The sequence below is a fragment of the Streptomyces camelliae genome (assembly GCF_027625935.1).
GTDB classification, from domain to species: Bacteria; Actinomycetota; Actinomycetes; order Streptomycetales; family Streptomycetaceae; genus Streptomyces; species Streptomyces camelliae.
Map to the genome: position 1 here is coordinate 3,964,875 of NZ_CP115300.1, position 24,497 is coordinate 3,989,371.

The 24,497-nt window shown below is 71.4% G+C and carries 26 protein-coding genes; 16 read left to right on the forward strand and 10 right to left on the reverse strand.

Translation table 11 applies throughout. The annotated features are described in order from the left end of the window. The first annotated feature begins 93 nt into the window (after positions 1-93). From O1G22_RS18015 to O1G22_RS18045, 7 genes are all read left to right on the forward strand, one after another. The gene (locus tag O1G22_RS18015; RefSeq protein WP_270082278.1) at positions 94-960 is read left to right on the forward strand and encodes a helix-turn-helix transcriptional regulator; all 867 of its coding nucleotides are present in this window, start codon (positions 94-96) and stop codon (positions 958-960) included. Between the two features lie 237 nt (positions 961-1,197). Then, complete coding sequence (locus tag O1G22_RS18020) at positions 1,198-2,619, forward strand: hypothetical protein (RefSeq protein WP_270082279.1); 1,422 nt, start codon at positions 1,198-1,200, stop codon at positions 2,617-2,619. A gap of 226 nt (positions 2,620-2,845) precedes the next feature. Next, the gene (locus O1G22_RS18025) at positions 2,846-3,157 is read left to right on the forward strand and encodes a PadR family transcriptional regulator (RefSeq protein ID WP_270082280.1); all 312 of its coding nucleotides are present in this window, start codon (positions 2,846-2,848) and stop codon (positions 3,155-3,157) included. Then, positions 3,154-3,918 carry a hypothetical protein gene (locus O1G22_RS18030; protein ID WP_270082281.1) on the forward strand — a complete coding sequence of 255 codons (765 nt, stop codon included), beginning with the start codon at positions 3,154-3,156 and terminating at the stop codon, positions 3,916-3,918. Before O1G22_RS18025 ends, O1G22_RS18030 begins: the two co-directional genes overlap by 4 nt. Then, positions 3,915-4,664, forward strand: coding sequence for a polyprenol monophosphomannose synthase (locus O1G22_RS18035; RefSeq protein WP_270082282.1), 750 nt, complete (start codon positions 3,915-3,917; stop codon positions 4,662-4,664). Before O1G22_RS18030 ends, O1G22_RS18035 begins: the two co-directional genes overlap by 4 nt. A gap of 129 nt (positions 4,665-4,793) precedes the next feature. Beyond that, the gene (locus O1G22_RS18040) at positions 4,794-5,045 is read left to right on the forward strand and encodes a hypothetical protein (RefSeq protein WP_225101503.1); all 252 of its coding nucleotides are present in this window, start codon (positions 4,794-4,796) and stop codon (positions 5,043-5,045) included. Positions 5,046-5,056: 11 nt separating this feature from the next. Further along, positions 5,057-6,232, forward strand: coding sequence for an SPFH domain-containing protein (locus tag O1G22_RS18045; RefSeq protein WP_225101504.1), 1,176 nt, complete (start codon positions 5,057-5,059; stop codon positions 6,230-6,232). 241 nt (positions 6,233-6,473) lie between these two features. On the opposite strand, the gene O1G22_RS18050 is transcribed toward O1G22_RS18045, so the two are convergent. Together O1G22_RS18050 and O1G22_RS18055 are read right to left on the reverse strand one after the other, a co-directional pair. Continuing rightward, the gene (locus O1G22_RS18050; protein WP_270082283.1) at positions 6,474-7,370 is read right to left on the reverse strand and encodes a helix-turn-helix domain-containing protein; all 897 of its coding nucleotides are present in this window, start codon (positions 7,368-7,370) and stop codon (positions 6,474-6,476) included. 225 nt (positions 7,371-7,595) lie between these two features. Next, entirely contained in the window at positions 7,596-8,369 is a 774-nt protein-coding gene (locus tag O1G22_RS18055; protein WP_270082284.1) for an MBL fold metallo-hydrolase, read from the reverse strand. A 189-nt stretch (positions 8,370-8,558) separates the two neighbouring features. Between O1G22_RS18055 and O1G22_RS18060 the strand changes: the two genes are divergently transcribed. Beyond that, positions 8,559-8,828: a hypothetical protein gene (locus tag O1G22_RS18060; RefSeq protein ID WP_270082285.1), complete on the forward strand. Its 270-nt coding sequence runs from the start codon at positions 8,559-8,561 to the stop codon at positions 8,826-8,828. Between the two features lie 183 nt (positions 8,829-9,011). Then, positions 9,012-10,841, forward strand: coding sequence for a phosphatidylglycerol lysyltransferase domain-containing protein (locus tag O1G22_RS18065; RefSeq protein WP_270082286.1), 1,830 nt, complete (start codon positions 9,012-9,014; stop codon positions 10,839-10,841). 6 nt (positions 10,842-10,847) lie between these two features. Here the strand turns inward: O1G22_RS18065 and O1G22_RS18070 are convergent, their stop codons facing one another. The 6 genes from O1G22_RS18070 to O1G22_RS18095 form a co-directional block, all read right to left on the reverse strand. Next, the gene (locus O1G22_RS18070) at positions 10,848-12,116 is read right to left on the reverse strand and encodes an ArgE/DapE family deacylase (protein WP_270082287.1); all 1,269 of its coding nucleotides are present in this window, start codon (positions 12,114-12,116) and stop codon (positions 10,848-10,850) included. A gap of 77 nt (positions 12,117-12,193) precedes the next feature. Further along, on the reverse strand, positions 12,194-12,820 hold the full coding sequence (locus tag O1G22_RS18075; RefSeq protein ID WP_270082288.1) for a hypothetical protein: 627 nt from the start codon (positions 12,818-12,820) through the stop codon (positions 12,194-12,196). An 86-nt stretch (positions 12,821-12,906) separates the two neighbouring features. Further along, on the reverse strand, positions 12,907-14,352 hold the full coding sequence (locus O1G22_RS18080; protein WP_270082289.1) for a sensor histidine kinase: 1,446 nt from the start codon (positions 14,350-14,352) through the stop codon (positions 12,907-12,909). Next, on the reverse strand, positions 14,353-15,096 hold the full coding sequence (locus O1G22_RS18085; RefSeq protein WP_270082290.1) for a response regulator transcription factor: 744 nt from the start codon (positions 15,094-15,096) through the stop codon (positions 14,353-14,355). 105 nt (positions 15,097-15,201) lie between these two features. Then, a complete protein-coding gene (locus tag O1G22_RS18090) occupies positions 15,202-16,284 on the reverse strand; it encodes an LLM class flavin-dependent oxidoreductase (protein ID WP_270082291.1) in 1,083 nt (360 codons plus the stop codon). An 89-nt stretch (positions 16,285-16,373) separates the two neighbouring features. Further along, positions 16,374-17,264: an NADP-dependent oxidoreductase gene (locus tag O1G22_RS18095; protein WP_270082292.1), complete on the reverse strand. Its 891-nt coding sequence runs from the start codon at positions 17,262-17,264 to the stop codon at positions 16,374-16,376. Positions 17,265-17,403: 139 nt separating this feature from the next. Here O1G22_RS18095 and O1G22_RS18100 point away from each other — a divergent pair, with 139 nt between their 5' ends. Then, positions 17,404-17,808, forward strand: coding sequence for a winged helix-turn-helix transcriptional regulator (locus O1G22_RS18100; protein WP_270082293.1), 405 nt, complete (start codon positions 17,404-17,406; stop codon positions 17,806-17,808). Between the two features lie 12 nt (positions 17,809-17,820). Here the strand turns inward: O1G22_RS18100 and O1G22_RS18105 are convergent, their stop codons facing one another. After that, the gene (locus O1G22_RS18105; RefSeq protein WP_333492294.1) at positions 17,821-18,306 is read right to left on the reverse strand and encodes a hypothetical protein; all 486 of its coding nucleotides are present in this window, start codon (positions 18,304-18,306) and stop codon (positions 17,821-17,823) included. 130 nt (positions 18,307-18,436) lie between these two features. Here O1G22_RS18105 and O1G22_RS18110 point away from each other — a divergent pair, with 130 nt between their 5' ends. The 3 genes from O1G22_RS18110 to O1G22_RS18120 are packed head-to-tail and all read left to right on the forward strand — an operon-like array spanning position 18,437 to position 19,778. Next, the gene (locus O1G22_RS18110) at positions 18,437-18,775 is read left to right on the forward strand and encodes a YnfA family protein (RefSeq protein ID WP_270082294.1); all 339 of its coding nucleotides are present in this window, start codon (positions 18,437-18,439) and stop codon (positions 18,773-18,775) included. A 53-nt stretch (positions 18,776-18,828) separates the two neighbouring features. After that, positions 18,829-19,596 carry an SDR family NAD(P)-dependent oxidoreductase gene (locus O1G22_RS18115; protein WP_270082295.1) on the forward strand — a complete coding sequence of 256 codons (768 nt, stop codon included), beginning with the start codon at positions 18,829-18,831 and terminating at the stop codon, positions 19,594-19,596. After that, on the forward strand, positions 19,596-19,778 hold the full coding sequence (locus tag O1G22_RS18120) for a hypothetical protein (RefSeq protein ID WP_270082296.1): 183 nt from the start codon (positions 19,596-19,598) through the stop codon (positions 19,776-19,778). The genes O1G22_RS18115 and O1G22_RS18120 overlap by 1 nt, the downstream gene beginning before the upstream one ends. A gap of 6 nt (positions 19,779-19,784) precedes the next feature. Here O1G22_RS18120 and O1G22_RS18125 read toward each other — a convergent pair whose 3' ends face one another. Continuing rightward, complete coding sequence (locus O1G22_RS18125; protein WP_270082297.1) at positions 19,785-20,978, reverse strand: RtcB family protein; 1,194 nt, start codon at positions 20,976-20,978, stop codon at positions 19,785-19,787. Positions 20,979-21,203: 225 nt separating this feature from the next. Between O1G22_RS18125 and O1G22_RS18130 the strand changes: the two genes are divergently transcribed. The 3 genes from O1G22_RS18130 to O1G22_RS18140 all read left to right on the forward strand — a co-directional run bounded on the left by O1G22_RS18130 (position 21,204) and on the right by O1G22_RS18140 (position 24,464). Beyond that, complete coding sequence (locus O1G22_RS18130; RefSeq protein ID WP_270082298.1) at positions 21,204-22,052, forward strand: DUF3558 domain-containing protein; 849 nt, start codon at positions 21,204-21,206, stop codon at positions 22,050-22,052. A 218-nt stretch (positions 22,053-22,270) separates the two neighbouring features. Beyond that, on the forward strand, positions 22,271-23,074 hold the full coding sequence (locus O1G22_RS18135) for a DUF3558 family protein (protein WP_270082299.1): 804 nt from the start codon (positions 22,271-22,273) through the stop codon (positions 23,072-23,074). A 142-nt stretch (positions 23,075-23,216) separates the two neighbouring features. After that, positions 23,217-24,464, forward strand: coding sequence for a DUF2637 domain-containing protein (locus tag O1G22_RS18140; RefSeq protein WP_270082300.1), 1,248 nt, complete (start codon positions 23,217-23,219; stop codon positions 24,462-24,464). Positions 24,465-24,497: the final 33 nt, after the last annotated feature.

A 24,497-nucleotide genomic window follows, 5' to 3' on the forward strand; every position in this document is an offset into this window, starting at 1 on the left:
GAAACCGCAGGCCAAGGGGCTGGAGAAGGTTCTGCCATTACAGGTACTGACAGAACCCCCCATACGTACGCCGTCCGGCCTAGCCTCGACATCGTGAGCACCGAGAGCGACATCCGCGAGTTCCTGGCCTCCCGACGCGCCAAGATCACACCACAGCAGGCCGGCCTGCCCGCCTACGGCGGCAACCGGCGCGTGCCGGGCCTGCGCCGCGAAGAAGTCGCCCTCCTCGCCGGCGTCAGCATCGACTACTACGTCCGCCTGGAGCGCGGACACCTCGCCGGAGCCTCCGAGGAAGTCCTCGACGCCGTGGCGAACGCCCTCCAGCTCGACGAAGCGGAACGCGCCCACCTCTTCGACCTGGCGCGCGCCGCCGCCAAGCGTCCCGCCCGCCGGGCCAGACGCCGCGGCCCCCTGCCCGACAGCGTCCTGCGCGTCCTGCGGTCCATGACCGACTCCCCCGCCTTCATCCGCAACGGCCGCCTGGACATCCTGGCCACCAATCACCTCGGCCGCGCCCTGTACTCGCCCCTCTTCGCCGACGGCACCACGAAGACGGCCAACATCGCCCGCTTCCAGTTCCTCGATCCGCGCGGCCGTGACTTCTTCCCCGACTGGGAGGAGTCCGTGAACACCACCGTCTCGCTGCTGCGCACCGAGGCCGGCCGCGCCCCGCACGACAGCGAGCTGACCGGACTCATCGGCGAACTCGTCACCCGTAGCGAGGAGTTCCGCATCACCTGGGGCAAGCACAACGTGCGCCTGCACCACACCGGCCGCAAATCCTTCCATCACCCGGCCGTCGGCGTCCTCACCCTCGACTTCGACGCCATGGAACTGCCCGCCCAGCCCGGCCTGACCCTCACCGCCTACAGCGCCGCCCCCGGCACACCCGGGCACGACGCCCTGCGACTCCTCGCCTCCTGGGCCGCCTCCGCGGCGGAGGGCCGGCTGCTGCCCTGAAGGGCCGGTGGGGAGCCGGTGAGGGGTCGATGAGCTGCCGGTGAAGGCCCCGTGAGGGGCCGGTGATGTGTACGCGTCGCCCGTGCGCTACGGTGACTCGCTTTTGTCGCGTACCTATTGGGGGGTTTGATGCGGCGAACCACAGCGGCAGCGAGTGTCGTCATCGCGCTCGGGCCGCTTCTTCTGGCCGGTGCTCCAACGGCGTCGGCCGCGGGCGGATCACTCACCGTCACGACGTTGGACCGGGCCGGCAAGCCGGTGTACGCCCAGGTGGCGGTCTACAACACGAAGACGAACGACTTCCGCTTCATCGACAGCAACAAGGCGACGTCACTGCCCGCCGGCAGCTACGAGCTCGTCACGTCCATCCGCGACGCCCAGGACGAGGGCGCCACGGTCGGCGGGCACAATGTGACCGTCTCCGGGACCACGAAGACCACGTTCGACGCCCGGCAGGGCCGCGCGGTCAAGGTCTCGCTCAGCCCGAACCCGGGCAGCGGATACGACCAGACGGTCAGCGCGTACGTCTGCGCCTCCGACAACGGGCCCGCCAACATGGGCACGTCGGCGCCGGCGGGCGAGATGTACGTCATCCCGTCGAGCAGCAAGGCGTACGAGCTGTCCTACGGCACCACGTACCAGCCGCGGTCGGCGACCGGCGGGGACTTCTGGGTGGCGTCCGCGACGCACACGGGCGGTGTGCCGTCCGGAGTGTCTGCGACGCTCAAGCAGTCCGGGCTGGCCGCCCTCAAGGTGTCCGCCCGTTCGGGCCCTGACAGCGGACAGGCGCGATTCATGTTCGACTACCAGGCGACGACGAGCACCGACAGCTGCTCGATGTCCACGAACTCGCTCCAGTTCCAGCGTGAGCTGCCCAACTCCTTCACCGCCCACCTCCCGGCCGGGCAGTGGCAGGTGGGCCAGGATGCCAACGACTTCATCTTCGACGGGTTCCACAGCTACGCGGCGGGCACGACGACCTCGCTGACCCTCGGTCACGCGGTCTGGGGACCCGGCGGGCGGCTGCCCTACACCTGGTACAAGCAGCTGTATCTCGGGTCCATCAACATGTTCGCCGACCCGGCCCTGTCCGCCGGCGGGACACTGGCGAGCGGCAGCGTGCGGCTGACCCACGCGGGCAAGACGCTCTACTCGCAATCGTACGGCCGCGGGCAGGAGATCGACGGGCAGCCGGTGCTCCCCGGTGCGGGCTGGTACACGCTGTACGAAAACGGTCGGCGCAGCCTGCCGTCCGGTTCGCTGTCGACCACGGCCAGCCTGAGCCTGACCTTCTACGCGGACCCCGGCAAGAACCAGCAGATCCGGGACTACATCACCCGGTTCTGGCCCTACGCGCTGAACTCCAGGAACCAGGCGGCCCCCGGTTCGACCACGACCGTCGCCCTGGGCATGCAGCGCACCGGCACGGGCGACGGCACGATCCAGCAGCTGTCGGACAGTGTGAAGTCCGTGCGGGCCTGGTACACCACGGACAACGGCACGACCTGGCACGCCACCGCCGCGAAGCTGTCCGGCGGCAGGTGGACCATCGCCGTCCACAACCCGTCCTCCGGCCGCGTCGGCCTGCGCTCGACGGTCACCGACACCCACGGCGACAGCTCGACCACGACGGTGTACAACGCGTACGCCGTCAGCTGAGGCCCGACGGCCCCACCACCGCCACACCGGCGACTCACACCGGCGGCCCGCCCGAGGATCTTCCCCGGGCGGGCCGCCGGCCGCGTTGCGCCAGCGGCACCACAGCACCGCAGTACACGTCCCGCAGAACACGTCCCGCATACGCACCCACAGTACGTGCCCCGTACTACGTGACAAGTACTATCGAGCCTCGTACCATGTCGTCCCGAAGGCAAGGAGACGACGCATGCACAGCAACGACGCCCAGATGCTGGTGCTCACCGTCCTCGCGGGCGGGCCGCGGCACGGGTACGCCATCAACACCGCGATCGAGGAGCTGACCGGGCATCGGCTCGGCCCCGGCAGTCTCTACGGTGCGCTGGCCCGGCTGGAGGCACGGGAGCTGGTCCGGGCCGCGGACGAGGCCGGTGAGGCCGAGGCGCGGCATCGGACCATGCGGATCACCGATGCCGGGCGGGAGCAACTGCGGGTGGAACTGCAGCAGATGGCCCGGATCTCCGCGGCCGGTCTGCGCGCCCTCGGGGCCGGCCCGGCATGAGCGCGGCCACGCTGCTGACCGGCCTGTATCCGCCGGCCGTACGCGAGCGCTGGGGCGCCGACATCCGCAGCGAGGTGTCGGCGTCGGGTGTCCGGTCCTGGCCCGACACCGTCGCGGGGGCCGTCCGGCTGTGGCTGCACCCCGGCGACTGGCCCGAGACGTTCGCCGGCCAGACCCGCCGGGTGACGACGGTCGCCCTGTTCGCGCTGACCGCGGCCGCCGGGCTGCTGCTGCGCTCCTTCGAGCCGTCCGACGCCCTGGCCGTCGGCCCCCGGCACCCGGCCGGCGGCCTGTGGCTCGCCCCGCTGCTGCTCGGCCTCGCCCTCGCCGCACCCCTGCCCCCGCTGCGCGGCCCGGCACTGCGCCGACTGGCAGGGGCTGCGGTCCGCACCCTGGCGGCTCCGGTGGCCGCGCTCCTGGACCTGTGCCTGCTGGCGTGGAGCGGGACACCCGCCCGGCCCACCGGCCTCACGGCCGCCGCCATGGTCGCCGCCTACTGGCTCACCCTCGGCTTCGTCGCCGTCCGCCTGTGCGTCCTGGTCGCCCGGATCGCCCGTACGGCCGCCCTGCCGTCGACCCGCCGGCTGTCCGCGGCCCTGCTGTACATCGGCACGGGACTCGCCCTCGCCGCCGTCCGGAATCTCCTCGCCGCACCCCCGGGCCCGCTCTCCGCCACCGAGACCCTGGCGCTGGGCCTCCTGGCCGCCACCGCCCTGAGCGCCGGCCGTGATCTGCGCCGGAAGAAGGGCCGGGGACGATGACAGCCGCCTCAACCCCGGTATCTCCGGCTGTCGTTGTCGTCGTACCGACCTACAACGAGCGGGAGAACCTGCCCGTGCTGGCGCACCTCCTCGCCGAACTGCCGGTGGCGGACCTGCGGTTGCTCGTCGTCGACGACAACTCCCCCGACGGCACCGGTGAGGTCGCCGACCGGCTCGCCGCCGCGTCGCCGGGCACCGTCGGCGTGCTGCACCGCACCGCGAAGGACGGGCTCGGCCGCGCCTACCTCGCCGGCATGACCCGCGCGCTGGACGAGGGCGCCGACGTGGTGATCCAGATGGACGCCGATCTCTCGCACCCGGTCGAGGCGATCCCGGCGATGCTCGACACACTGCTGACGCGGGACGCCGCCGTCGTCCTCGGCTCCCGGTACGCCCCGGGCGGCTCCACGGCCGCGGACTGGCCGTGGCACCGCAAGGCCCTGTCCGTCTGGGCCAATCGCTACGTCGACGCGATCCTGCGGCTCGGCGTCAAGGACGCCACCGCCGGTTTCAAGGCCTGGCGGGCCGGGACACTGCGGGCGATCGACCTGCCGACGGTGCGCAGCAACGGCTACTCCTTCCAGGTCGAGATGAACTACCGCACGATCACCCGGGGGTTGACCGTTCTGGAGGTGCCGATCCGGTTCGCGGAGCGGGTCACGGGCGCCTCCAAGATGAGCCTGGCCGTGCAGGTCGAATCCGCGCTCACACCGTGGCGGCTGCGCTTCGGCAGCGGCCCTCGCTGAGGCGCGCTCCGGCCGCCGTACCACTTCCCCCGTACCCGCCGGTACGCCGCGCCGCCCTGCCCGTTGGGTCCTGGCCCGACTGGGGCTATCGTCGGATTCCTGAGGTCAGGACGAGGAGGACGGCCGGTGATGCCGCAGGACGAGGCCGTGGTCGGCTGTACGGGCAAGGTGCTCATCGGGACGCGCGGCTCCGCCGGCCCCGGGGAGGTCCTGGTACGGGTCAGAGGCGGCTCCGAGACGTTCCTGGCCTGGTCCGAGGATCCCCTGCCCGCGGGCGCGACGGTCCTCGTGATCGAATCACGGGGATGCCGCGAGGTCGCGGTCATCGAGTGGGTTGATCCACTGGACGCGCTCGGCGGAGACACCGCCGGCGCAAGCTGAGGAGTACAGGAATGTTCGGATACCGCGTTCCCGCGCCCGACGAGGCGATGCTGATCTCGGGTGGCAGGCGGGGACTGGGGGGCGCTCCGTTCCGCGTGGTCACGGGCCACGGCAAGTTCGTGCTCCCGGTCTTCCGGAAGGTCCGGTTCCTCACACTGTCGATGTGTGAGGCCGAGGTCACCGAGACCTGCGTGACCAAGCAGGGCATCTCGTTGCACGTCCGCGCGGTCATCGCCTTCAAGGTCGGCAACGACCAGGAGAGCATCATCAACGCCGGCCAGCGCTTCCTGTCCGACCAGGAGCAGATGTCGGTGCTCACCGGCCGGATCTTCGCCGGCCACCTGCGGGCCATCATCGGCTCGATGACGGTCGAGGAGATCGTCACCGAGCGGCAGAAGCTCGCCGCCGAGGTGCTGGACACCTCGAAGGTGGAGATGGCCAAGATCGGCCTGATCGTGGACTCGCTGCAGATCCAGTCGATCGACGACGGCGACACCGGTTACATCGCCGCGATGTCCGCCCCGCACAAGGCGGCCATCCAGCGCCAGGCCCAGATCGCCCAGGCGCAGGCCACCCAGGCCTCGGTCGAGGCGGAGCAGGCGGCGGCCCGCAAGCAGGCGGAGTACGCCCGGCAGACCGCCATCGTCAAGGCCGAGTACTCGGCCGAGGTCGACCGCGCCCAGGCCCAGGCCGCCCAGGCCGGTCCGCTGGCGCAGGCCCACGCCCAGCAGGAGGTGCTGGCGGCGCAGACGGAACTGGCCCAGAAGCAGGCCGAGTTGCGCCAGCAGCAGCTGGTGGCCGAGGTGGTCAAGCCCGCCCAGGCCGAGGCCGAGCGGGTGCGGATCCTGGCCGCCGCCGAGGCCCAGCGCATGAAGATCCAGGCGGAGGCGGCGGCCTCCTACGACCGGGTCGCGCTCGACCGGATGCTCATCGACCAGCTCCCGCAGATCGTGAAGGAGGCCGCGGGCGGTCTGGCCGGTGCCAACGTCAACGTCCTGAACGGCGCGGACGGCCTCGGCGAGATCGCCGCCGGCCTGGTCTCCCAGGGCCTGACGATCCTCGACTCGGTCCGCCAGAACCTGAACGGCGGCCAGGACGGCAAGGCCGACACCGACAAGGGCCTGCTCCAGCTGCACTCGGGCAACAAGGGAGGCACGTCGGACGACGGGCCGGTGAACGTCGACTAAGCGCTCCGCGCGAAGTGCCACGATGGGCCGTCGATCGTCTGCGGGCCCGTCGTAGCTGGTCGCGCAGTTCCCCGCGCCCCTTCGGGGCGCTGCCGAACCGCAGCCGACTTCGCCAGGACCGCTTAGCGGTCCGCCTCGGCGAGCGTGAAGTGGTGGTCGGTGCCGGCGAGTTCGAGTTCGTCCGGCACCGCGCCCGCGTACCGCAGTGGCCCGGCCGACGCCTTCGCTCGCTGTCCACGATTCAGCGCGGGTCGCCTGCCGGTTCCCCGGTGACCGGGTGGGCCTCCGCCGGGCCCGTCGTACTCGCCAGCAGCCGCAGGCCCGCGTCGGACGGGGAGCCGGGCTCGGCGGTGTAGGCGATGAGGCGCTGGCCGGAGGGGCCGGGGATGCACAGGTTCTCGAAGCTCAACTCCAGTGTACCGACCGCTGGGTGACGCAGCGTCTTGGCGCCCGAGGTGCAGGTGCGCACCGGATGCCGGGCCCACAGTGCGCCGAACTCGCCGCTCTGGATGGAGAGTTCCCCGACGAGCTCGGCCAGGGCGCGGTCTTCGGGGTGCCGGCCCGCGACCAGCCGCAGGGACGCGACCGCGAGCAGAGCCTCCTCCGTGCGGTCGGCGTACAGGTCCCGGTAGCGCTCGTCCAGGAACAGCATGCGGATCAGGTTGGGCCGGGCTTCGGGCGTCTGCGGGGCCTCCCACGGCAGATGGGCGGCGAGCAGCGCGTGTCCGAGCCGGTTCCAGGCGAGCACGTCGGAGCACCGGTCCAGGACCAGCGCCGGTACGTCGGTCATGGCGGCGAGCAGCTGGCGGGCGGACGCGGTCGCCTGTTCCGTACGGGGTGCGGCGGGGCGGCGCCCGGCGGCGGGGCGGGCCAGGTCCTTGAGGTGGGCGGTCTCGTCCGCGGTGAGCCGCAGGGTGCGGGCGATCGCCTCCAGCACGGAGTCCGAGACACCGGCCGCGCGGCCCTGTTCGAGCCGGGTGTAGTGGGTGACGCTGACGCCGGCGAGCAGGGCCAGCTCCTCGCGACGCAGTCCGGCGACCCGGCGCTGGTTCGGCGCGGTGGCGAGCCCGACGTCCTCGGGCCGTACGGCGGCCCGGCGGGTCTTGAGGAAGTCTCCCAGCTCGGACGGGGCGTCCATCCATGCCTCCCGAAGATCGTCCGTCGTGGCGGCCTTTCGTCCATCATGCCCGCCGGGCCGGGCGGACGGGAGCCGTGCGGGTGGTCACGCGATGACCACCCACGCGCCGCCGGCCCCGGAGCCGGTCCCGGCCGGACGGACCCGGAGCCGGTCCCGGCCGGACGGACCCGGAGCCGGTCCCGGCCGGACGGGCCGGGGCGCCGAGGAGCCCGCGCCGGCGGTACGTCAGTCCAGCTGGAGCCGGTCCGCCAGTCCCGCCTTCGTGAACGCCGTCACGACCTCCGCGCGGCCCTCCGTGAAGTGCGCCCAGCTGTCGCAGTGGGCCGCCACCACCCGGCGGGCGCCGAGCAGGCCGGCGGCGGTGGCCGCGCCCTCGCCGTCGAGGACGAGGAGGGCGTCGTCCAGGACCTTCAGGCGGGGCGCGCCGGCGAAGAGGACGGCCGTGTCGACGGGGCCGTGCCGGTCGGCGATCTCCTGGACCAGCTCCAGGGAGGCATTGTCACCGCTGACGTACACGCTGGGCAGGTCGGCGGAGGTCAGCAGAAAGCCGGTGACCTCGCCGACGAGGGGCTCGGAGCCCTTGGGGCCGTGCAGGGCGGGAGTGGCGGTCACGGTGACCGTACCGCCGTCGGGGCGGGGCAGCTCGGCGGACTGCCAGGGGGTGAGCGGCACGGTGGCGCCGCCGAGCCGCTCGGCCGCCGCCGGCGTGGTGAAGGTGCGGGGGGTGGCGGCGAGCAGGGCGCGGCCGGAGTGGTCGAGGTTGTCGGCGTGCTGGTCGTGGGAGAGCAGGACGACGTCCACGGGACCCAGCTCGGCGGCGCTCATGCGCGGCGGGGCGGTCTTGACCAGGGTCCGGCCGGTGGGCGAGGGGTAGTCGCCGGGGTCGTCGAAGGTCGGGTCGGTGAGAAGGCGGAGGCCGCCGTACTCGATGAGGACGGTGGGACCGCCGAGGACACGGACGGGGATCCGCTCGCCGGACGCGGAGGGCTCGACGGTCATCTTACTCACCTCACGTTTTGAAGGAATGTCATCCGTGAGGAACAGTAGCCCCACTCACGGATAGCGGCAAGGGATAACGTGAGAATCGCGAACGCCCCGGAGATCTGCGGACCCGGCGGCACCACCCGGAAACCCTACGTATTGTAGGTTCCCAACCGGCAGCGGCCACGTCTGTTCAACGGGGGACCCATGCAGGACACCGAGACGAAAGCCGGCGGGGAGGTCTGCGCGCACAGCCTCGCGCCGACGGTGACCCTGCTGGTCGTCAGCCTGATCATCGCCGCCGTGGGCGTGTACGAGCTGTGCGGCTTCGGCCTGCACAGCCTCGACCGGCGCCCCCATCTGTTCAGCGACGGCCTCGCGACCGGCGGAGTGATCGTCGCCGCGGTGGCGGCCGGCGCCGCGGTGGGCAATCTGGCCTGGCATCTGACGGCCTCCCGCCGCGGCGCGGGCAGGTAAGTCCCTGAGCCCGGGTAAGTAAATCCGGGTAAGGCGAGCACAGGGAGTTCTCAGGAACGCGCGCACGAGGAGCTCCAGGTAAGAGCGGATGCCGGTACGCTCCGGATACCAGGCGCTTACCTTACGGACTGTAGGGTCAGCGTCTGCCCCGTCCCCTCCTCCCCCTCAAGGTGACCAGTCACCATGCCCGCACAGCAGTCGACCGTGATCGACGCGCAGGTCCCGAACCAGCGCGGCAGCCGTCGCGAGTTCCCGTTGCCCACGCCCGGCCCGAAGCTGCGGGCGAGAGCGGCCGCGGCCACCGTGTGGTACCTGCGGCTGATCGCCGTCTTCAACATCATCGCGGTCATGTCGCTGCCGTTCCGCAAAGAGGTGCAGGAACACAACGACGGCAAGCTCTTCACCGCCCGGCACGTCCACGCGCACACGCACCACGCCGGCCAGTTCTTCACCCCGTACCTGGCCACCGCGGGCCTGGCCTCGGCCGCGGCGGCGATCTTCCTGGCGCTGGTGATGCGGCGCGGGAAGCGGGCCGCGTGGCTCGTCAACCTGCTGTTCGCGGGCCCCCTGTTCGTGCTCTACGTCCTCGCGCTCACCCAGCACCCGTTCCGCGACCACGCCTTCAACTGGGTCTCCACCGCCCTCACCGGCCTCTTCGTCGCCGCGCTGCTGATCGGCCGCCGTGAGTTCAACGCCGTCGGCGACCCCTCCAACCCCAAGCTGGCGCTGGCCGTCGGCGCCGGCGGCGTCCTGGTGACCGGCGGTCTCGGCACCCTGCTCGTGCACGCCACCAACAAGCTGACCCACGCCCCCCTGCTGGAAGAGCTGGCCTACAGCCTGCTGCGCGGCGTCAGCGTCGGCCCGCTCGCCGACCGGGTCGACTCCGTGCACGCGCCCCGCTGGGTCGACATCATCCTCAACATCCTGCTGGCCGCCGCCTTCTGCCTGGTCCTGTACGCCTGCTTCCGCTCCCCGCGCGGCCGGAAGCTGCTCACCGACGAGGACGAGCAGAAGCTGCGCGCGCTGCTCGACAAGCACGGTGCCCGCGACTCCCTCGGCTACTTCGCGCTGCGCCGCGACAAGGCCGTCATGTTCTCCCCCACCGGCAAGGCCGCCATCACCTACCGCGTCGTCGGCGCCGTCTCCCTCGCCTCCGGCGACCCGATCGGCGACCCCGAGGCCTGGCCCGGCGCCATCGACGCCTGGCTGACCGAGGCCCGCCGCCACGCCTGGATCCCCGCCGTCATGGGCGCGAGCGAGGAGGCGGGCACGATCTACCGCCGCCACGGCCTGGACGCGCTGGAACTCGGCGACGAGGCCATCGTCGACATCGCCGACTTCACCCTGGAGGGCCGGGCGATGCGCGTGGTCCGCCAGGCCCACAACCGGGTCAAGCGGGCCGGCTACACGGTCCGGGTCCGCCGCCACGAGGACATCCCCGCCGAGGAGATGGCCGTCCTCGTCCAGCGCGCCGACGACTGGCGCGACGGCGCCACCGAACGCGGCTTCTCCATGGCCCTCGGCCGGCTCGGCGACCAGGCGGACGGCCGCTGCGTGATGCTGGAGTGCCGCGACGCGAACGACGAACCCCGCGCCCTGCTCAGCTTCGTGCCCTGGGGCGAGCACGGCCTCTCCCTGGACCTGATGCGCCGCGACCGCGACAGCGAGAACGGCCTGATGGAGTACATGGTCGTGGAACTCCTGCTCCAGGCCAAGGAGTTGGGAGTGCAGCGGGTCTCGCTGAACTTCGCCATGTTCCGCTCGGTGTTCGAACGCGGCACCCGCCTCGGCGCCGGCCCCGTGCTGCGCCTGTGGCGCTCCATCCTCACCTTCTTCTCCCGCTGGTGGCAGATCGAGTCCCTGTACCGGGCCAACGCCAAGTACCGCCCGGTCTGGGAACCGCGCTTCCTGCTCTTCGCCAAGTCCCGCGACATCCCGCGGATCGGGCTGGCGAGTGCCCGTGCGGAAGGGTTCCTCACGCTGCCGGGGATGAGCCAGCCTCCGGCGCCGTGACGCGCTCTACTTCACCCCGGCCGTCCGCAGCGCCGTGACCACCAAGGCCCGCGCGACGGCCGCCGCTTCACCCAACGAGACGTGCTCACCGGCGCTGTGCGCCACCCGCACATCGCCGGGCCCGTACTGCAGGGTGGGGATCCCGGCACCGGCGTACAAGCGCAGATCGCTGCCGTACGGCGCCCCGCGCTCCCGGGGCCGGGCGGCCCAGCCGCCCACGTCGGCGCAGGCGTCACGCACCTCGTCCCGCAGCGGATGCCCCTGCGGCAGCCGGCCGCTGGCGAACTGCCCGCCCGGCCAGCTCACCTGGGCCGGATGCTCGCGCAGCCACGCGTCCCGGGCGCACGCCCGCGCCACGCACCGCTCGAACTCGGCCCGCGCCGCCGCCGGTTCCTCGCCCAGCCGCACCCCGAGCCGCCCCTCCGCGACCAGCAGGTCCGGCACACTGCTGGCCCAGTCGCCGGCGTGCAGCGTGCCGACGGAGAGGGCGTACGGGATCGGGTACTCGGCCATCAGCGGCGAGGGGTTCCGGTTGCGCTCGGTCTCCAGTTCCGCCAGCGCCCGGTGCAGCGGCAGATACGCGTCCACGGCACTGACCCCGGCGTCCCGGGAGCCGGCGTGGGCGGCCCGGCCGGGCACGGTGAGGCGGAAGGTGAGGGCGCCGGCGTTGGCGGTGACGAGGGTGCCCGCGGTCGGCTCGGCGATCACGCACGCGTCCCCCGTGTGCCCGCGCCGCAGCGTCCCGAACGCCCCGAGCCCGCCGTCCTCCTCCCCGACGACGAAATGCACGGCGAGCCGCCCGCGCAGCCGCACCCCGGACGCCCGGATCGCCGCCAGCGCCGCGAGATGCGCCGCCAGCCCGGCCTTCATGTCGCACGCCCCGCGCCCGTACACGACATCGCCCACGACCCGCGGCACGAACGGATCCCCGTCCCACGCCTGAGGATCCCCGGGCGGTACGACGTCCACGTGCCCCTGCAGGATCAGCGTCGGCCCGTCCCCGCCGCCCGCCGTGCACCCCACCAGCCCCCACGCCTCGTCCCGGGCCGCCTCCGTCCCCGGAAACCCCGGGTCGGCGCGCAGCGCGGGCAGGTCCATCGACCACAGGTCGACGTCCAGCCCGAGCCGCTCCAGCCGCCCGGCGAGCAGCTGCTGCAACTCCGACTCGGCCGCGCTCCCGGTCACGCTCGGCACGGAGATCAGCTCCAGCAGCGTCCGCCCGAGCGCCTCCTCGTCCACACACGCGACCGCGGCGGCCTCCGTACGGCTGAGCATCCTCACGGCCCCCTCGTCGATCCGGTCGGTCCCTGCCCCGATCATCACCCGCGCCGGGCGCCGGGAACAGAGGGCGGTCAGCGGGCCGGCGACGGGCCGAGGACGGGCTCCGGCAGGGAGGCGAGGGCGGAGTCGGGGTCCCAGGACCCGACGGAATCGGTCCGCGGCCCGGGGACGTACGCACAGGGCACGGACGCACCACCGTCGAAATACTCCCGGTCCGCGTACCAGGTGAACCACATCCGCTCGTCCCCGCCGTCCCGCTGGACGAACAGCTCCGCGTCCGCGCCCGCCCCGCCGGCGCGGTAGTCGCTGATCTTCCAGCCCTCCTCCGCCAGCCGTCGGCTCAGCCGCCGCAGCCCGGGAACGGCCTGGCTCTCGGGCACGTGGTCCAGCGCCCACTCATGGCTGAGCCGGTAGGCACCGTCGACGGTCTTGTCCTCCACCCCCAGCGGGCCGTTGTCGTAGCAGAAGCCGGCGCTGAACGTGCTCCCCGCGCCGGCCCCGAACCCCAGGGCGTCGTAGGCCTCCTGGGAGAACCGGAAGACCTGGCGCGCCCGCTTCTCGGGCGCGACCGTCGCGTAGTCCGTCGACTGGGCGTTGTGGACGATCCAGGAGGCCAGGGAGATGAGGACGGCGAGCGCGACGGCTCCGCATCCGAAGCCGAGGGCGCGGGTGTGCGTGGGTGTGATCTGCTCGGGCATACCGGGACCGTAGGCCGCCGGCCGGGCCCGGCGGATGGGGGCGGCTACCCGCTCCGGCCTGGGTATCCGTACTCACCCGGGGAAGGTCAGCTGCCGCCGCCGCTCTGCACTGTCTCGCCGCCCACGGTGAACCCGATGACCGCGCCGCCGCCCTCGCGCCGGAAGGCGAACGGTGCTCCGCCGTGGGCCAGCGCGACCTCGCGGACGATGGACAGCCCGAGGCCCGAGCCGGGCAGCGAGCGGGCGTCGGCGGCACGGTAGAAGCGGTCGAAGATGCGGATGAGGTCGCCCTCGGCGATCCCCGGCCCCCGGTCCAGGACCTCCACCCGCACCGTCCCCGGCCGCGCGGGCCCGGTGATGTTGACCTCGATGGGCGCGTCGCCGCCCCGGTCGAACTTGGCCGCGTTCTCGACCAGGTTGGACATGGCCCGCTGCAGCATCCCGGGCCGCCCGTCGGTGGTCGTGTCGCCGCTGGTGCGCAGCACGATCCTGCGGCCTGTACGGCGCTTGGCCAGCCCCACGACCTCCTCGGCGATGTCGGCGAGGTCCACGCGCTGCGGCGGCTCGGTGTCCGACTGCCCGGCGGCGAGGTCGACCAGCTCGTTGACCAGGTCGGTCAGCTCCCGGGCCTCCTGGGTGAGGTCGGCGACGAGTTCCTCGCGGGTGGCCGGGGGCAGCTCGTCGATCCGCCGCAGCAGGGAGATGTTGGTGCGCAGGGACGTCAGCGGCGTCCGCAGCTCATGACCGGCGTCCTGCACCAGCCGCCGCTGGTCCTCCTCGGACTGGGCGAGCCGCCCCAGCATCCGGTCGAAGGCGCGCCCGAGCCGGCCGACCTCGTCCAGTCCGGCGACCGGCACCTGGATGCCGAGCCGGCGGGTGCGGGCGACGTCCTCGGCGGCGGTGGTCAGCATCACCAGCCGCCGCGTGATCCGCCGGGCCAGCCACCAGCCGAACAGCCCGGCCGCCAGCACGACCACCACCATCAGCACCAGCGTGCGCCGCTGCAGCGTGCGCAGCAGATCCTCGGTGTCGCTGAACTCCTGCGCGACCTGCACCGCGCCCCGCCCGTCACCGAGCGAGATGGTGGCGATGCGGTACAGGTCCGAGTCCACCGGCACGTCCTTGTGCTGGACCACCTTCCCGGCGGTCTGCGCGAGGGCCATCGCCTTGTCGCGGGAGGAGACGGGCAGGCGCGGATCGCCGCGGTCCACGATCTGCCCCTGCGCGCCCAGCACCTGCACATCGGTACGGGCGGGCCGCACCAGATCATGTCCGGGCCGGGAGGAGGAGAAGTCCTCGGGGACCATCTCGTGCTGCCGCACCTCGTCCCGCACGTCCTGCACGACCTGCGAGAACACCGTCTGCTGGTCGACACGGACGAGCCGGGCGGCGGAGCTGTACGACAGGATGCCGACCAGGATCGTGACCGCCGCGGTGACGGCCGCGAAGGAGACGACGAACGTGGTCCGCAGGGAGACGAGCTTGGGCCGGCGCCGGGCCAGCAGCCGCCGGAGCCGCTGGAGGCGGCCCACTCAGTCCTCCCGGAGCACGTAACCCACGCCCCGCACCGTGTGGATCAGCTGCGGCGCGCCGGGCTCGTCGAGCTTGCGGCGCAGGTAGCCGACGTACACGGCGAGGTTCTTGGAGCCGGGCCCGAAGTCGTACCCCCAGATCCGGTCGTAGATGGTGGAGTGGTCGAGCACGATCCCGGCATTGCGCACCAGCAGTTCGAGCAGCTCGAACTCGGTGCGGGTCAGCTCCAGCTCCCGCTTGCCGCGCCAGGCGCGCCGGGCCTGGAGGTCCATACGGATGCCGGCGGCCTCGACCTGCCGGTCGGAGATCTGCACGTCGGCGCGCGGCGCGTCACTGCCGCCGGCACCGCCGCCGGCGCCGGTCGTGGCGGGCACGGGGCTGGTACGGCGCAGCAGCGCACGCAGCCGCGCGAAGACCTCCTCCACGTCGAAGGGCTTGACGACGTAGTCATCGGCGCCCGCGTCCAGACCGGCGATGCGGTCGGCGGTCTCCACGAGGGCGGTGAGCATGAGGATCGGGGTGCGGTTGCCCTCGGCACGCAGCACCCGACAGACCTGAAGCCCGTCGATCCCCGGCATCATCACATCGAGCACCAGCACGTCCGGCGGCGTCTTGTGGGCCTGTGCCAGCGCCTCGACGCCGTCGGCGACCGCCGTCACCGCGTAGCCTTCCAGCGTCAGGGCACGCTCCAGGGCATGACGGATGGCACGGTCGTCTTCAGCGAGCAGCACAGTCTGGGGCACGCACCCAGTCTGCCAAGCCCTCCGGTGGTTCGACGGAACCGGGCGGGTCTACGATCACCCTTTTTACCGCCCTCTCACTGTCCCAAGGGAACCCACCCCCGCCCCCTACCGTCCTCTCACCGTCCCGGCGAGCAGCGACTCGTGGGTCGGCGCCTCGGGCACATCCGCCGGGCGGCCGACGGCGAACTCCTTGCGCAGCACGGGTACGACCTCCTCGCCGAGCAGGTCGAGCTGCTCCAGCACGGTCTTCAGCGGCAGCCCCGCGTGGTCCATGAGGAACAGCTGGCGCTGGTAGTCGCCGGCGTACTCCCGGAACGCCAGCGTCTTCTCGATCACCTGCTGCGGCGAGCCGACCGTCAGCGGCGTCTGCTCGGTGAAGTCCTCCAGCGAGGGCCCGTGGCCGTAGACCGGCGCATTGTCGAAGTACGGCCGGAACTCGCGCACCGCGTCCTGCGAGTTCCTCCGCATGAACACCTGGCCGCCCAGCCCGACGATCGCCTGCTCGGGCGTGCCGTGGCCGTAGTGGGCGAAGCGGGTCCGGTACAGCTCGACCATCCGCTTGGTGTGGTCGGCGGGCCAGAAGATGTTGTTGTGGAAGAAGCCGTCGCCGTAGAAGGCCGCCTGCTCGGCGATCTCCGGTGAGCGGATCGAACCGTGCCAGACGAACGGCGGCACCCCGTCCAGCGGCCGCGGCGTGGCGGTGAAGCCCTGCAGCGGGGTGCGGAACTTCCCCTCCCAGTCCACGACGTCCTCGCGCCACAGCCGGCGCAGCAGGGCGTAGTTCTCGATGGCGAGGTCGATGCCCTTCCGGATGTCCTGCCCGAACCACGGATACACCGGCCCGGTGTTGCCGCGGCCCATCATCAGGTCCACCCGGCCGTCGGCCAGGTGCTGGAGCATCGCGAAGTCCTCCGCGATCTTCACCGGGTCGTTGGTGGTGATCAGGGTGGTGGAGGTGGACAGGACCAGCTTGTCCGTCTTCGCCGCGATGTAGCCGAGCATCGTGGTCGGCGACGACGGCACGAACGGCGGGTTGTGGTGCTCGCCGGTCGCGAAGACGTCCAGGCCGACCTCCTCGGCCTTCAGCGCGATGGCGACCATGGCCTTGATGCGCTCCGCCTCGGTCGGCGTACGCCCCGTGGTGGGGTCCGGCGTGACGTCGCCGACCGTGAAGATCCCGAACTGCATGGCCGCTCACCCTCCAGGTTGTTGACCGTTCAACTATACCCCGGCAACGGCCACCCCACCCCGGGTATTCCGACCCCTACGGCCGACCTCTACGGCACCAGCACCACCCGTCCCCGCAGCCCGCCCTCCGCCAGCCGCGCATGCGCCTTCGCCGCCTCCGCCAAGGGGTACGTCTCGGCCACCCGCAGCGTCAGCACCCCCTCGTCCACCAGCCGGCCCAGCTCCGCGAGCCGCGCCCCGTCCGGCCGTACCGCCACCGCGTCCGTACGCACCCCGCGCACCGAACCGGGCTGCCCACCGGGCCGCACCCCGACATACACACCGCCGTCCCGCACCCACGCCAGCGCCGTCTCACCGAGCACCGCCGCGTCCAGCACCGCGTCCACACCGCCCGGCTCTCCCCCGCCGGCCGTGAAACGCGCGGCCCCCAGCGACCGCACCAGCTCCTCGTCACCCGCCCGCGCATGCCCGGTCACCTCGATCCCCCGGCTCGCGGCCAGCTGCACCGCGAACCCGCCGACCGCGCCCGCCGCCCCGGTCACCAGCAGCGAGGAACCCGGCGCGAGATCCAGCAGATCCAGGGCCTGGACCGCGGTCAGCCCGTTCAACGGCAGGGTGCCCGCGTGCACCGCGTCCACCGAGGCGGGCGCCAGCGCCACCGCGTCCGCGTCGATCACGACGTACTCCGCGTGCGCCCCGAGCGGCTCGGCCACGCCCGCCACCAGCGCCACCACCGGATCCCCGACCTGCCAGGCGGCGGCCACCCCCGCCGCGTCCACCGTGCCGGCCACGTCCCAGCCGAGCCCGATCGTCTTGCCCGCCCCGCCGAAGAAGCCGGCGCGCACGCCCGCGTCCACCGGGTTCAGCGCACCCGCGGCCACCTTGATCCGCACCTGCCCCGCCCCCGGCTCCGGCACCGGCACCTCCGCGATCTCCACGGCCTCCGGACCGCCGAACGTCCTCACCACAGCAGCACGCATGACAACTCTCCCTGAAAACAAGGAATTTGATGATTCGATCGCCCGGCACTTCCCGGCCGCACAACCCACCGTAGGAGAGCTACTATCTATTGGTAAGTAGTTACCTCAGAGTGCGTAGCCGACCCGAAGGAGAGGGCCCATGGCGACCACGACCGCCGCCCAGCGACGCGAACAGGCCCGCGCCGACTACGACGCCTTCCTGCGCGAATGCCCCACCAACCAGCTCCTCGGCCGGCTCAGCGACAAATGGGTCAGCCTCGTCGTCGCCGCCCTCACCCAGGGCCCCAAGCGCTACAGCGACATCGGCCGCAAGATCGCCGGCGTCAGCCCCAAGATGCTCACCCAGACCCTGCGCACCCTCGAACGCGACGGCATCATCACCCGCACGGTCACCCCGTCCGTCCCGGTCCGCGTCGACTACGCCCTCACCCCCCTCGGCACCAGCCTCGCCGCCCTCCTCACCGCCGTGAAGGACTGGGCCGAGACCCACTTCGAGGAAGTACGGGACGCCCGCGAGCGCTACGACGCCGAGAACCCCGCCTGACCCACCAGCACCTCAGAAGGCGTAGGCGTCCCCGGTGTCCAGCACCAGCACCTTCAACTCGTCGTTCGTGTGATCCCTGTCCACCGCACCGCCGCCCCACACCGTGCCGATCTCCAGCGTGACCTCCGACGCCTTCTCCTCCAGCCGCACCGGCACCTCCACCTGCTCCCCCACCCCGTTCACGGCCAGCGCGCCCGTCGAGCACACCACCGTCCGCTCGTCCTCCCGCACACACCGGGCAGGCAGCTGCTGCGCCACGGCCAGCGGCACCGACCAGCGCAGCCGCACGGTCGCGTCCGGCACGGCGGCGGGCCCGTTGTTCCGGGGAGTCAGCCGCACGTCCACCGTGTCCCCGGCCATCAGCGCGGTCCCGTGAAAGGCCAGATCGGCCTCGGCCTCGGCCTCGGGCACAGGAGCGGCCGACGCAACCCCCGGCACCAGAACGAACCCGGCACACACCCCCGCCACCACCCCCGCCACCCACGCTCGCACCCGCACGCCACTCACCCGCACTCCCCGCACTCACGAAAGACCCGACGTCGCATGCATGCCACCGAGCCCGGCCACCCAGGCGCCCTCGAACAGGTGACAGGCTCAGCCGCCGGCCCCGGATGAGAAGCTGACGCCCATGCCGATCCTCCGCTCCGCCGCCCTGTTCGTCGTCGCCGCGTTCTTCGAGATCGGCGGCGCCTGGCTGATCTGGCAGGGCGTACGCGAGCACCGGGGCTGGCTGTGGATGACCGGCGGAGTCCTGGCCCTCGGCGCCTACGGCTTCGTCGCCACCTTCCAGCCCGACGCCCACTTCGGCCGCATCCTGGCGGCGTACGGCGGGATCTTCGTGGCGGGCTCGATCCTGTGGGGCATGGTCGCCGACGGCTACCGCCCCGACCGCTGGGACGTGACCGGGATGCTGATCTGCCTCGCCGGAATGGCCGTGATCATGTGGGCGCCGAGGAACGGCGCCTGAGCCTCACTTACGCTGGACGCAGACCCGCCACGACCAGACCCCAGGAGCTGCCCATGGCCCCGGCCCCCGCCTCCCGCATCGCCGTCGTCACCGGTGCGAGCAGCGGCATCGGAGCCGCCACGGCCCGACAGCTCGCCGCGGTCGGCTACCGCGTCGTCCTCACCGCGCGCCGCAAGGACCGCATCGAGGAACTGGCCGAGGAACTGACCAGGGCGGGCCACTCGGCGACGGCGTACCCGCTGGACGTGACGGACCGCGCGGCGGTGGACGAGTTCGCCACGGCGTTCCAGACGATCGGCGTGCTGGTGAACAACGCGGGCGGCGCCCTCGGCGCGGACCCGGTGGCCACCGGCGACCCGGCGGACTGGCGCACGATGTACGAGACGAACGTCATCGGCACCCTGAACGTCACCCAGGCCCTGCTGCCGAAGCTGGAGGCGAGCGGCGACGGCGTGATCGTGGTCGTGTCCTCCACGGCGGGCCACGGCACGTACGAGGGCGGCGCCGGCTACGTCGCCGCCAAGCACGGCACCCACGTCCTCGCGGAGACCCTCCGCCTGGAGATCGTGGGCAAGCCGGTCCGGGTGATCGAGATCGCCCCCGGCATGGTCAAGACCGACGAGTTCGCCCTGACCCGCTTCGGCGGAGACGAGGCGAAGGCGGCGAAGGTCTACGAGGGCGTCGCCGCCCCCCTCACGGCGGACGACGTGGCGGAAACCATCACCTGGGCGGTCACCCGCCCCAGCCACGTCAACGTCGACCTCCTCATCCTCCGCCCCCGCGCCCAGGCCTCCAACACCAAGGTCCACCGGGAGCCGTGATGCCGGACGAAGCCCCAGGGCCCGACAACTCCCTCGACTCCCTGGAAAAATCCCTCGAAAAGGCCCGCCTGGCCCAGGAAACCCACGACGAACGCAGGGTCTGGTGGTTCCTGGGCTACTTCCTCTTCGGCATCCACGTCGTGGCCTTCGTCATGATCTACGCCGTCCGCCACGGCCACTGACGGAGGTCAGCCCTTCACGCAGACGACCTGCTTCAGCTTGGCCACGACCTGCACCAAGTCCCGCTGCTGGTCGATGACCTGGTCGATGGACTTGTAGGCGCCCGGGATCTCGTCGACGACGCCGGAGTCCTTGCGGCACTCCACGCCCCGGGTCTGGTCCTCCAGGTCCTTCGTCGTGAAACGCTTCTTCGCCGCGTTCCGGCTCATCTTCCGACCCGCGCCGTGCGAGGCCGAGTTGAAGGCCTTCTCGTTCCCGAGGCCCTTCACGATGTACGACCCCGTGCCCATGGAGCCCGGGATGATCCCGTACTCGCCGGAGCCGGCTCGGATCGCTCCCTTGCGGGTGACGAGCAGGTCCATGCCGTCGTACCGCTCTTCCGAAACGTAGTTGTGGTGGCAGGAGATCTCCGGCTCGAAGGTCGGCTTGGCCTTCTTGAACTCCTTGCGGATCACGTCCTTCAGGAGCGCCATCATCAGCGTGCGGTTGTACTTGGCGTATTCCTGCGCCCAGAACAGGTCGTTGCGGTAGGCCGCCATCTGCGGGGTGTCCGAGACGAAGACCGCCAAGTCCCGGTCGACCAGGCCCTGGTTGTGCGGGAGCTTCTGGGCCACGCCGATGTGGTGCTCGGCGAGTTCCTTGCCGATGTTCCGGGAGCCGGAGTGGAGCATGAGCCAAACCGAACCATCTTCACTCGTACACAATTCAATGAAGTGGTTGCCCGACCCAAGTGTCCCTATTTGTCCGGCCGCTCGCCCCTTACGGAAATGCACCGCTTCCGCAACCCCGTCGAACCGCCCCCAGAAGTCATCCCACCCACCGGTAGCCAGCCCATGAAAATCCCCCGGCTCCACCGGATCCTCATGCATCCCCCGCCCCACCGGAATCGCCTGCTCGATCCTCGACCGCAGCCGCGACAGATCCCCCGGCAGGTCATTGGCCGTCAGCGACGTCTTCACCGCCGACATCCCGCAGCCGATGTCCACCCCGACCGCCGCCGGGCACACGGCACCCTGCATCGCGATGACCGAGCCGACCGTCGCACCCTTGCCGTAGTGCACGTCCGGCATGACGGCGAGGCCCTTGATCCAGGGCAGGGTCGCCACGTTCTGCAGCTGGCGCAGGGCCACGTCCTCGACCGTCGCGGGGTCCGTCCACATCCGGATCGGTACCTTCGCGCCCGGCATCTCCACGTACGACATACGTTCCTCGTTCCCCCGGTGACGACAACAAAAGACTTAGAAGCAACAAACACGACAAAGCGCAAAACAGCGCCAGGGGCGGCGAAAAGGGACACGGGACCGGCGTCCACCGCAGTGCGTGCGATACACATTGTCTCCAGGGGACGCCCCGCTGCGGCAAGCGATTAACCAGCGGGGACACTGGAGCACCGAGCGAGCGCAGACCCACCCGAGAGGAGCCCGTCCGTGCAGCGGAAGGCGTACGTACCCGGCACCGCCGCCCTCCTCGCGGCGCTGCTGGCCGGCTGCACGAGCGGCTCCGGCGGTGACGGCTCGACGGACAACGCCAACCCGGGCGACGCCGGTACGACGGCGGCCGCCGCTCAGCCGGGCAAGTACCGCACGCTGCCCGAACCATGTGGCGCGGTCACCCACGACACGCTCGACACGCTGCTGCCCGGTATCAGGCAACTCGCCGACCCCGACCAGCGGGACAAGGCCTACCAGGGCGACGCCGAGTTGACGTACGACACCGATCGCAAGGTCGGCTGCCGTTGGAAGGTCGATTCCGACGACGCCACCGACCGTCTGTCGATCGACTTCGAGCGCGTGGTGTCGTACGACAACAGCGTCAGCGACGACGACCAGGCGAAGAAGCTGTTCGCGGACAAGGAGGCGGCGGCCGATCTGCCGGCGCCGAGCGGGTCGCCGACCGGGTCCCCGTCCGCGTCGTCGTCCAGCGGTTCTCCCTCGGGCTCTCCGTCAGGTTCTCCTTCCGGCTCTCCGTCAGGCTCTCCCTCTGGTTCCCCGTCGGGCTCGCCGAGCGGCTCCCCTTCCTCTTCCTCCTCCGCCGATCTGCAGCCGCGCGTGCTGACCGATCTCGGTGACGACGCGTATCTGGACGACCAGCTCGCCGCGTCCGGTTCGACGGCCGAACAGCGGACGGTGACTGTGGTGTTCCGCACGTCCAACGTCCTCGTCACCATCGAGTACGAGGAGCAGCCGACGGCGACGGGAACGGTCCCGGACAGCAAGGAAATGCAGGACAGGGCCCGTAATCTGGCCGCCAAGCTGGACGACGCGCTGGGCGGCTGACGTCCGCCGCGCCTCGCCGCCGCCCCGCTCGCGAAGAACGCGAACGGAAACCGCACAGCTCCTTCACCGCGTACCGTGGCCCCGCAGGAACCCGCACGAACACCGAGCGTAGTGAAGGAACCATGCAGCGAGCAGCCCAGCGAGACGACCGTGCCCAGGAAGTAAGGCGTGGCAAGCGCCTGAGCCGTGTGCTTGTCTGCGCGGCAGCCGTTCCCGCGATGCTGATCACCGCCGCCTGTTCGTCGGACTCGGGCGACTCCAAGAGCAAGGGCGGCGGCAGCAGCGCGCAGGCGTCCGCGGGCGGATCGGGTGCGTCGTCGTCGGCGAGTGCGTCCCCGACCGTGCAGGCGGCGGCGTATCAGAAGCTTCCTGATGCGTGCGGGGTGCTGTCGAAGAACACCCTCTCCGACCTGGTACCGAAGGGCACTTCGGGCAAGAAGGGCAGTTCGGACGACCCGTCGTCCCGTGCCTCCTGCTCGTGGAGCAGCCTGGACAACAACGGTGTGAAGGGTTCGCAGTTCCGCTGGCTGAACGTCTCGTTGCTGCGTTTCGACTCGGACACCACGCGGGGCACGGGTGAGGCGCAGGCGCACACGTACTTCACGCGGCAGGTCAAGGACGCCGAGGCGGTGGACGGGGCGAAGAACAGCAAGGAGGTGCCGCTGTCCGGCGTGGGGTCGGAGGCGACGGCGGTGCGCTACGACCTGCAGAAGAAGGAAGGTCTCTTCAAGCAGCAGACGGTGGTGGCCCGGGTCGAGAACGTGGTGGTCACGCTCGACTACAACGGTGCCGGCCTCGCGGGTGACAAGACCCCGGACGCGGACGAGCTGACGCAGTCGGCGGAGAAGGCGGTCAAGGAGGCGGTGGCCGCGGTCTCCGCCGCCAACGGCAACTCCTCGGCGTCGGGTTCGGGGTCGGGTTCGTCGTCCTCTTCCGCGCCTTCCGCGTCCCCGTCCAAGACGGCGTCCGCGTCCCCCTCTTCCAGCGCTTCTCCGTCCAAGTCGGCGAGCGGCAAGGGCTGATCCCGGTGCCGTTCCGGCGGGCGTGGCATCGGCGAACTTCCGACCGATGCCACGTTCGCCGTATGCGTGTGCCACCCTGTTGCGCGCAACATCAGGCAATGGGAGGGGAGTACGAGTGGCCGCGCCACCGCAGCTGACTCGGATGCACCGCGTACTCATCGGCGTGGTCGTGACCGGCGCCTTGATCATCGCCGGTATCGGCTTCGCCGGCTCGTACGCGGCCGTCCGTGAGCTGGCCATCAAGAAGGGTTTCGGGAACTTCTCGTACGTGTTCCCGGTGGGCATCGACGCAGGTATCTGTGTGCTGCTGGCCCTGGACCTGCTGCTGACCTGGATCCGTATCCCCTTCCCGCTGCTCAGGCAGACGGCCTGGCTGCTCACGGCGGCGACGATCGCGTTCAACGGTGCCGCTGCCTGGCCGGACCCGCTGGGTGTGGGCATGCACGCGGTGATTCCGATCCTGTTCGTGGTCGCGGTCGAGGCGGCCCGGCACGCGGTCGGCCGGATCGCGGACATCACGGCGGACAAGCACATGGAGGGTGTCCGCCTCACGCGCTGGCTGCTCTCCCCGGTGCCGACGTTCCTGTTGTGGCGCCGGATGAAGTTGTGGGAGCTGCGCTCCTACGACCAGGTGATCAAGCTGGAGCAGGAACGTCTCGTCTACCAGGCGCGCCTGCACTCCCGCTTCGGCCGCGCGTGGCGCAGGAAGGCTCCGGTGGAGTCCCTGATGCCGCTGCGTCTGGCGCGTTACGGCGTGCCCTTGTCGGACACGGCTCCGGCGGGTCTGGCGGCGGCGGGCATCGAGCCGACGCTGATTCCTGCCGCCGTCGTGGACAGTCGTGCCGTTGGGGCGGCGCCCGTCCCGATGCAGGCGGCGCCTCCTGGCGAGCAGCGCCCCGAGCTGCCCGGCCACCACCCCGGGCAGCTGGAAACCCCCGAACCTCCGGCGGCTGTGGACGAGCAGAGCCCTTGGTTCCAGGCTCAGCAGCAGATCGAGTACCACGGCGGCTACGACCCCACTTACGACCCGCCTCAGGAACCTCAGTACGTCCCGGAGGAGGAGTACGAGGGGTGGTACGAGGAGCAGCAGCCCGAGGACTTCCAGCAGCCGTCCCCGGAGGAGACCGGCAGCTTCCCCATTCCGGTGGGTCCGAACCGCACTCGCGAGCTGGGCGAGGGCGGCGGCACTCCGGGGCTGGAGCCGGCCGAGGAGGACTTCTACCAGGTCTTCCGTAAGTCGATCGACGGCAGCTATCCGACCGCTGCCCAGCTCAAGGACGACATCGAGGCGACCTTCGGCATCGTGCTTCCGCTGAACGACGCCCAGCGCATGGTCAACCGCTTCACCAACCGTCACACGGCGGAGCTGCAGGAAGACCACATCGCATAAGAAGAATCGCATGGGAACGCACAGGAAAAAGGG

Coding starts and splice junctions, on each gene's coding strand:
- O1G22_RS18025 (WP_270082280.1), top strand. CDS start 2,846: ATGCACAGCAACGACGCCCAGATGCTGGTGCTCACCGTCCTCGCGGGC.
- O1G22_RS18030 (WP_270082281.1), top strand. CDS start 3,154: ATGAGCGCGGCCACGCTGCTGACCGGCCTGTATCCGCCGGCCGTACGC.
- O1G22_RS18035 (WP_270082282.1), top strand. CDS start 3,915: ATGACAGCCGCCTCAACCCCGGTATCTCCGGCTGTCGTTGTCGTCGTA.
- O1G22_RS18040 (WP_225101503.1), top strand. CDS start 4,794: ATGCCGCAGGACGAGGCCGTGGTCGGCTGTACGGGCAAGGTGCTCATC.
- O1G22_RS18045 (WP_225101504.1), top strand. CDS start 5,057: ATGTTCGGATACCGCGTTCCCGCGCCCGACGAGGCGATGCTGATCTCG.
- O1G22_RS18050 (WP_270082283.1), bottom strand. CDS start 7,370: ATGGACGCCCCGTCCGAGCTGGGAGACTTCCTCAAGACCCGCCGGGCC.
- O1G22_RS18055 (WP_270082284.1), bottom strand. CDS start 8,369: ATGACCGTCGAGCCCTCCGCGTCCGGCGAGCGGATCCCCGTCCGTGTC.
- O1G22_RS18060 (WP_270082285.1), top strand. CDS start 8,559: ATGCAGGACACCGAGACGAAAGCCGGCGGGGAGGTCTGCGCGCACAGC.
- O1G22_RS18065 (WP_270082286.1), top strand. CDS start 9,012: ATGCCCGCACAGCAGTCGACCGTGATCGACGCGCAGGTCCCGAACCAG.
- O1G22_RS18070 (WP_270082287.1), bottom strand. CDS start 12,116: ATGCTCAGCCGTACGGAGGCCGCCGCGGTCGCGTGTGTGGACGAGGAG.
- O1G22_RS18075 (WP_270082288.1), bottom strand. CDS start 12,820: ATGCCCGAGCAGATCACACCCACGCACACCCGCGCCCTCGGCTTCGGA.
- O1G22_RS18090 (WP_270082291.1), bottom strand. CDS start 16,284: ATGCAGTTCGGGATCTTCACGGTCGGCGACGTCACGCCGGACCCCACC.
- O1G22_RS18095 (WP_270082292.1), bottom strand. CDS start 17,264: ATGCGTGCTGCTGTGGTGAGGACGTTCGGCGGTCCGGAGGCCGTGGAG.
- O1G22_RS18100 (WP_270082293.1), top strand. CDS start 17,404: ATGGCGACCACGACCGCCGCCCAGCGACGCGAACAGGCCCGCGCCGAC.
- O1G22_RS18110 (WP_270082294.1), top strand. CDS start 18,437: ATGCCGATCCTCCGCTCCGCCGCCCTGTTCGTCGTCGCCGCGTTCTTC.
- O1G22_RS18115 (WP_270082295.1), top strand. CDS start 18,829: ATGGCCCCGGCCCCCGCCTCCCGCATCGCCGTCGTCACCGGTGCGAGC.
- O1G22_RS18120 (WP_270082296.1), top strand. CDS start 19,596: ATGCCGGACGAAGCCCCAGGGCCCGACAACTCCCTCGACTCCCTGGAA.
- O1G22_RS18125 (WP_270082297.1), bottom strand. CDS start 20,978: ATGTCGTACGTGGAGATGCCGGGCGCGAAGGTACCGATCCGGATGTGG.
- O1G22_RS18135 (WP_270082299.1), top strand. CDS start 22,271: ATGCTGATCACCGCCGCCTGTTCGTCGGACTCGGGCGACTCCAAGAGC.
- O1G22_RS18140 (WP_270082300.1), top strand. CDS start 23,217: ATGCACCGCGTACTCATCGGCGTGGTCGTGACCGGCGCCTTGATCATC.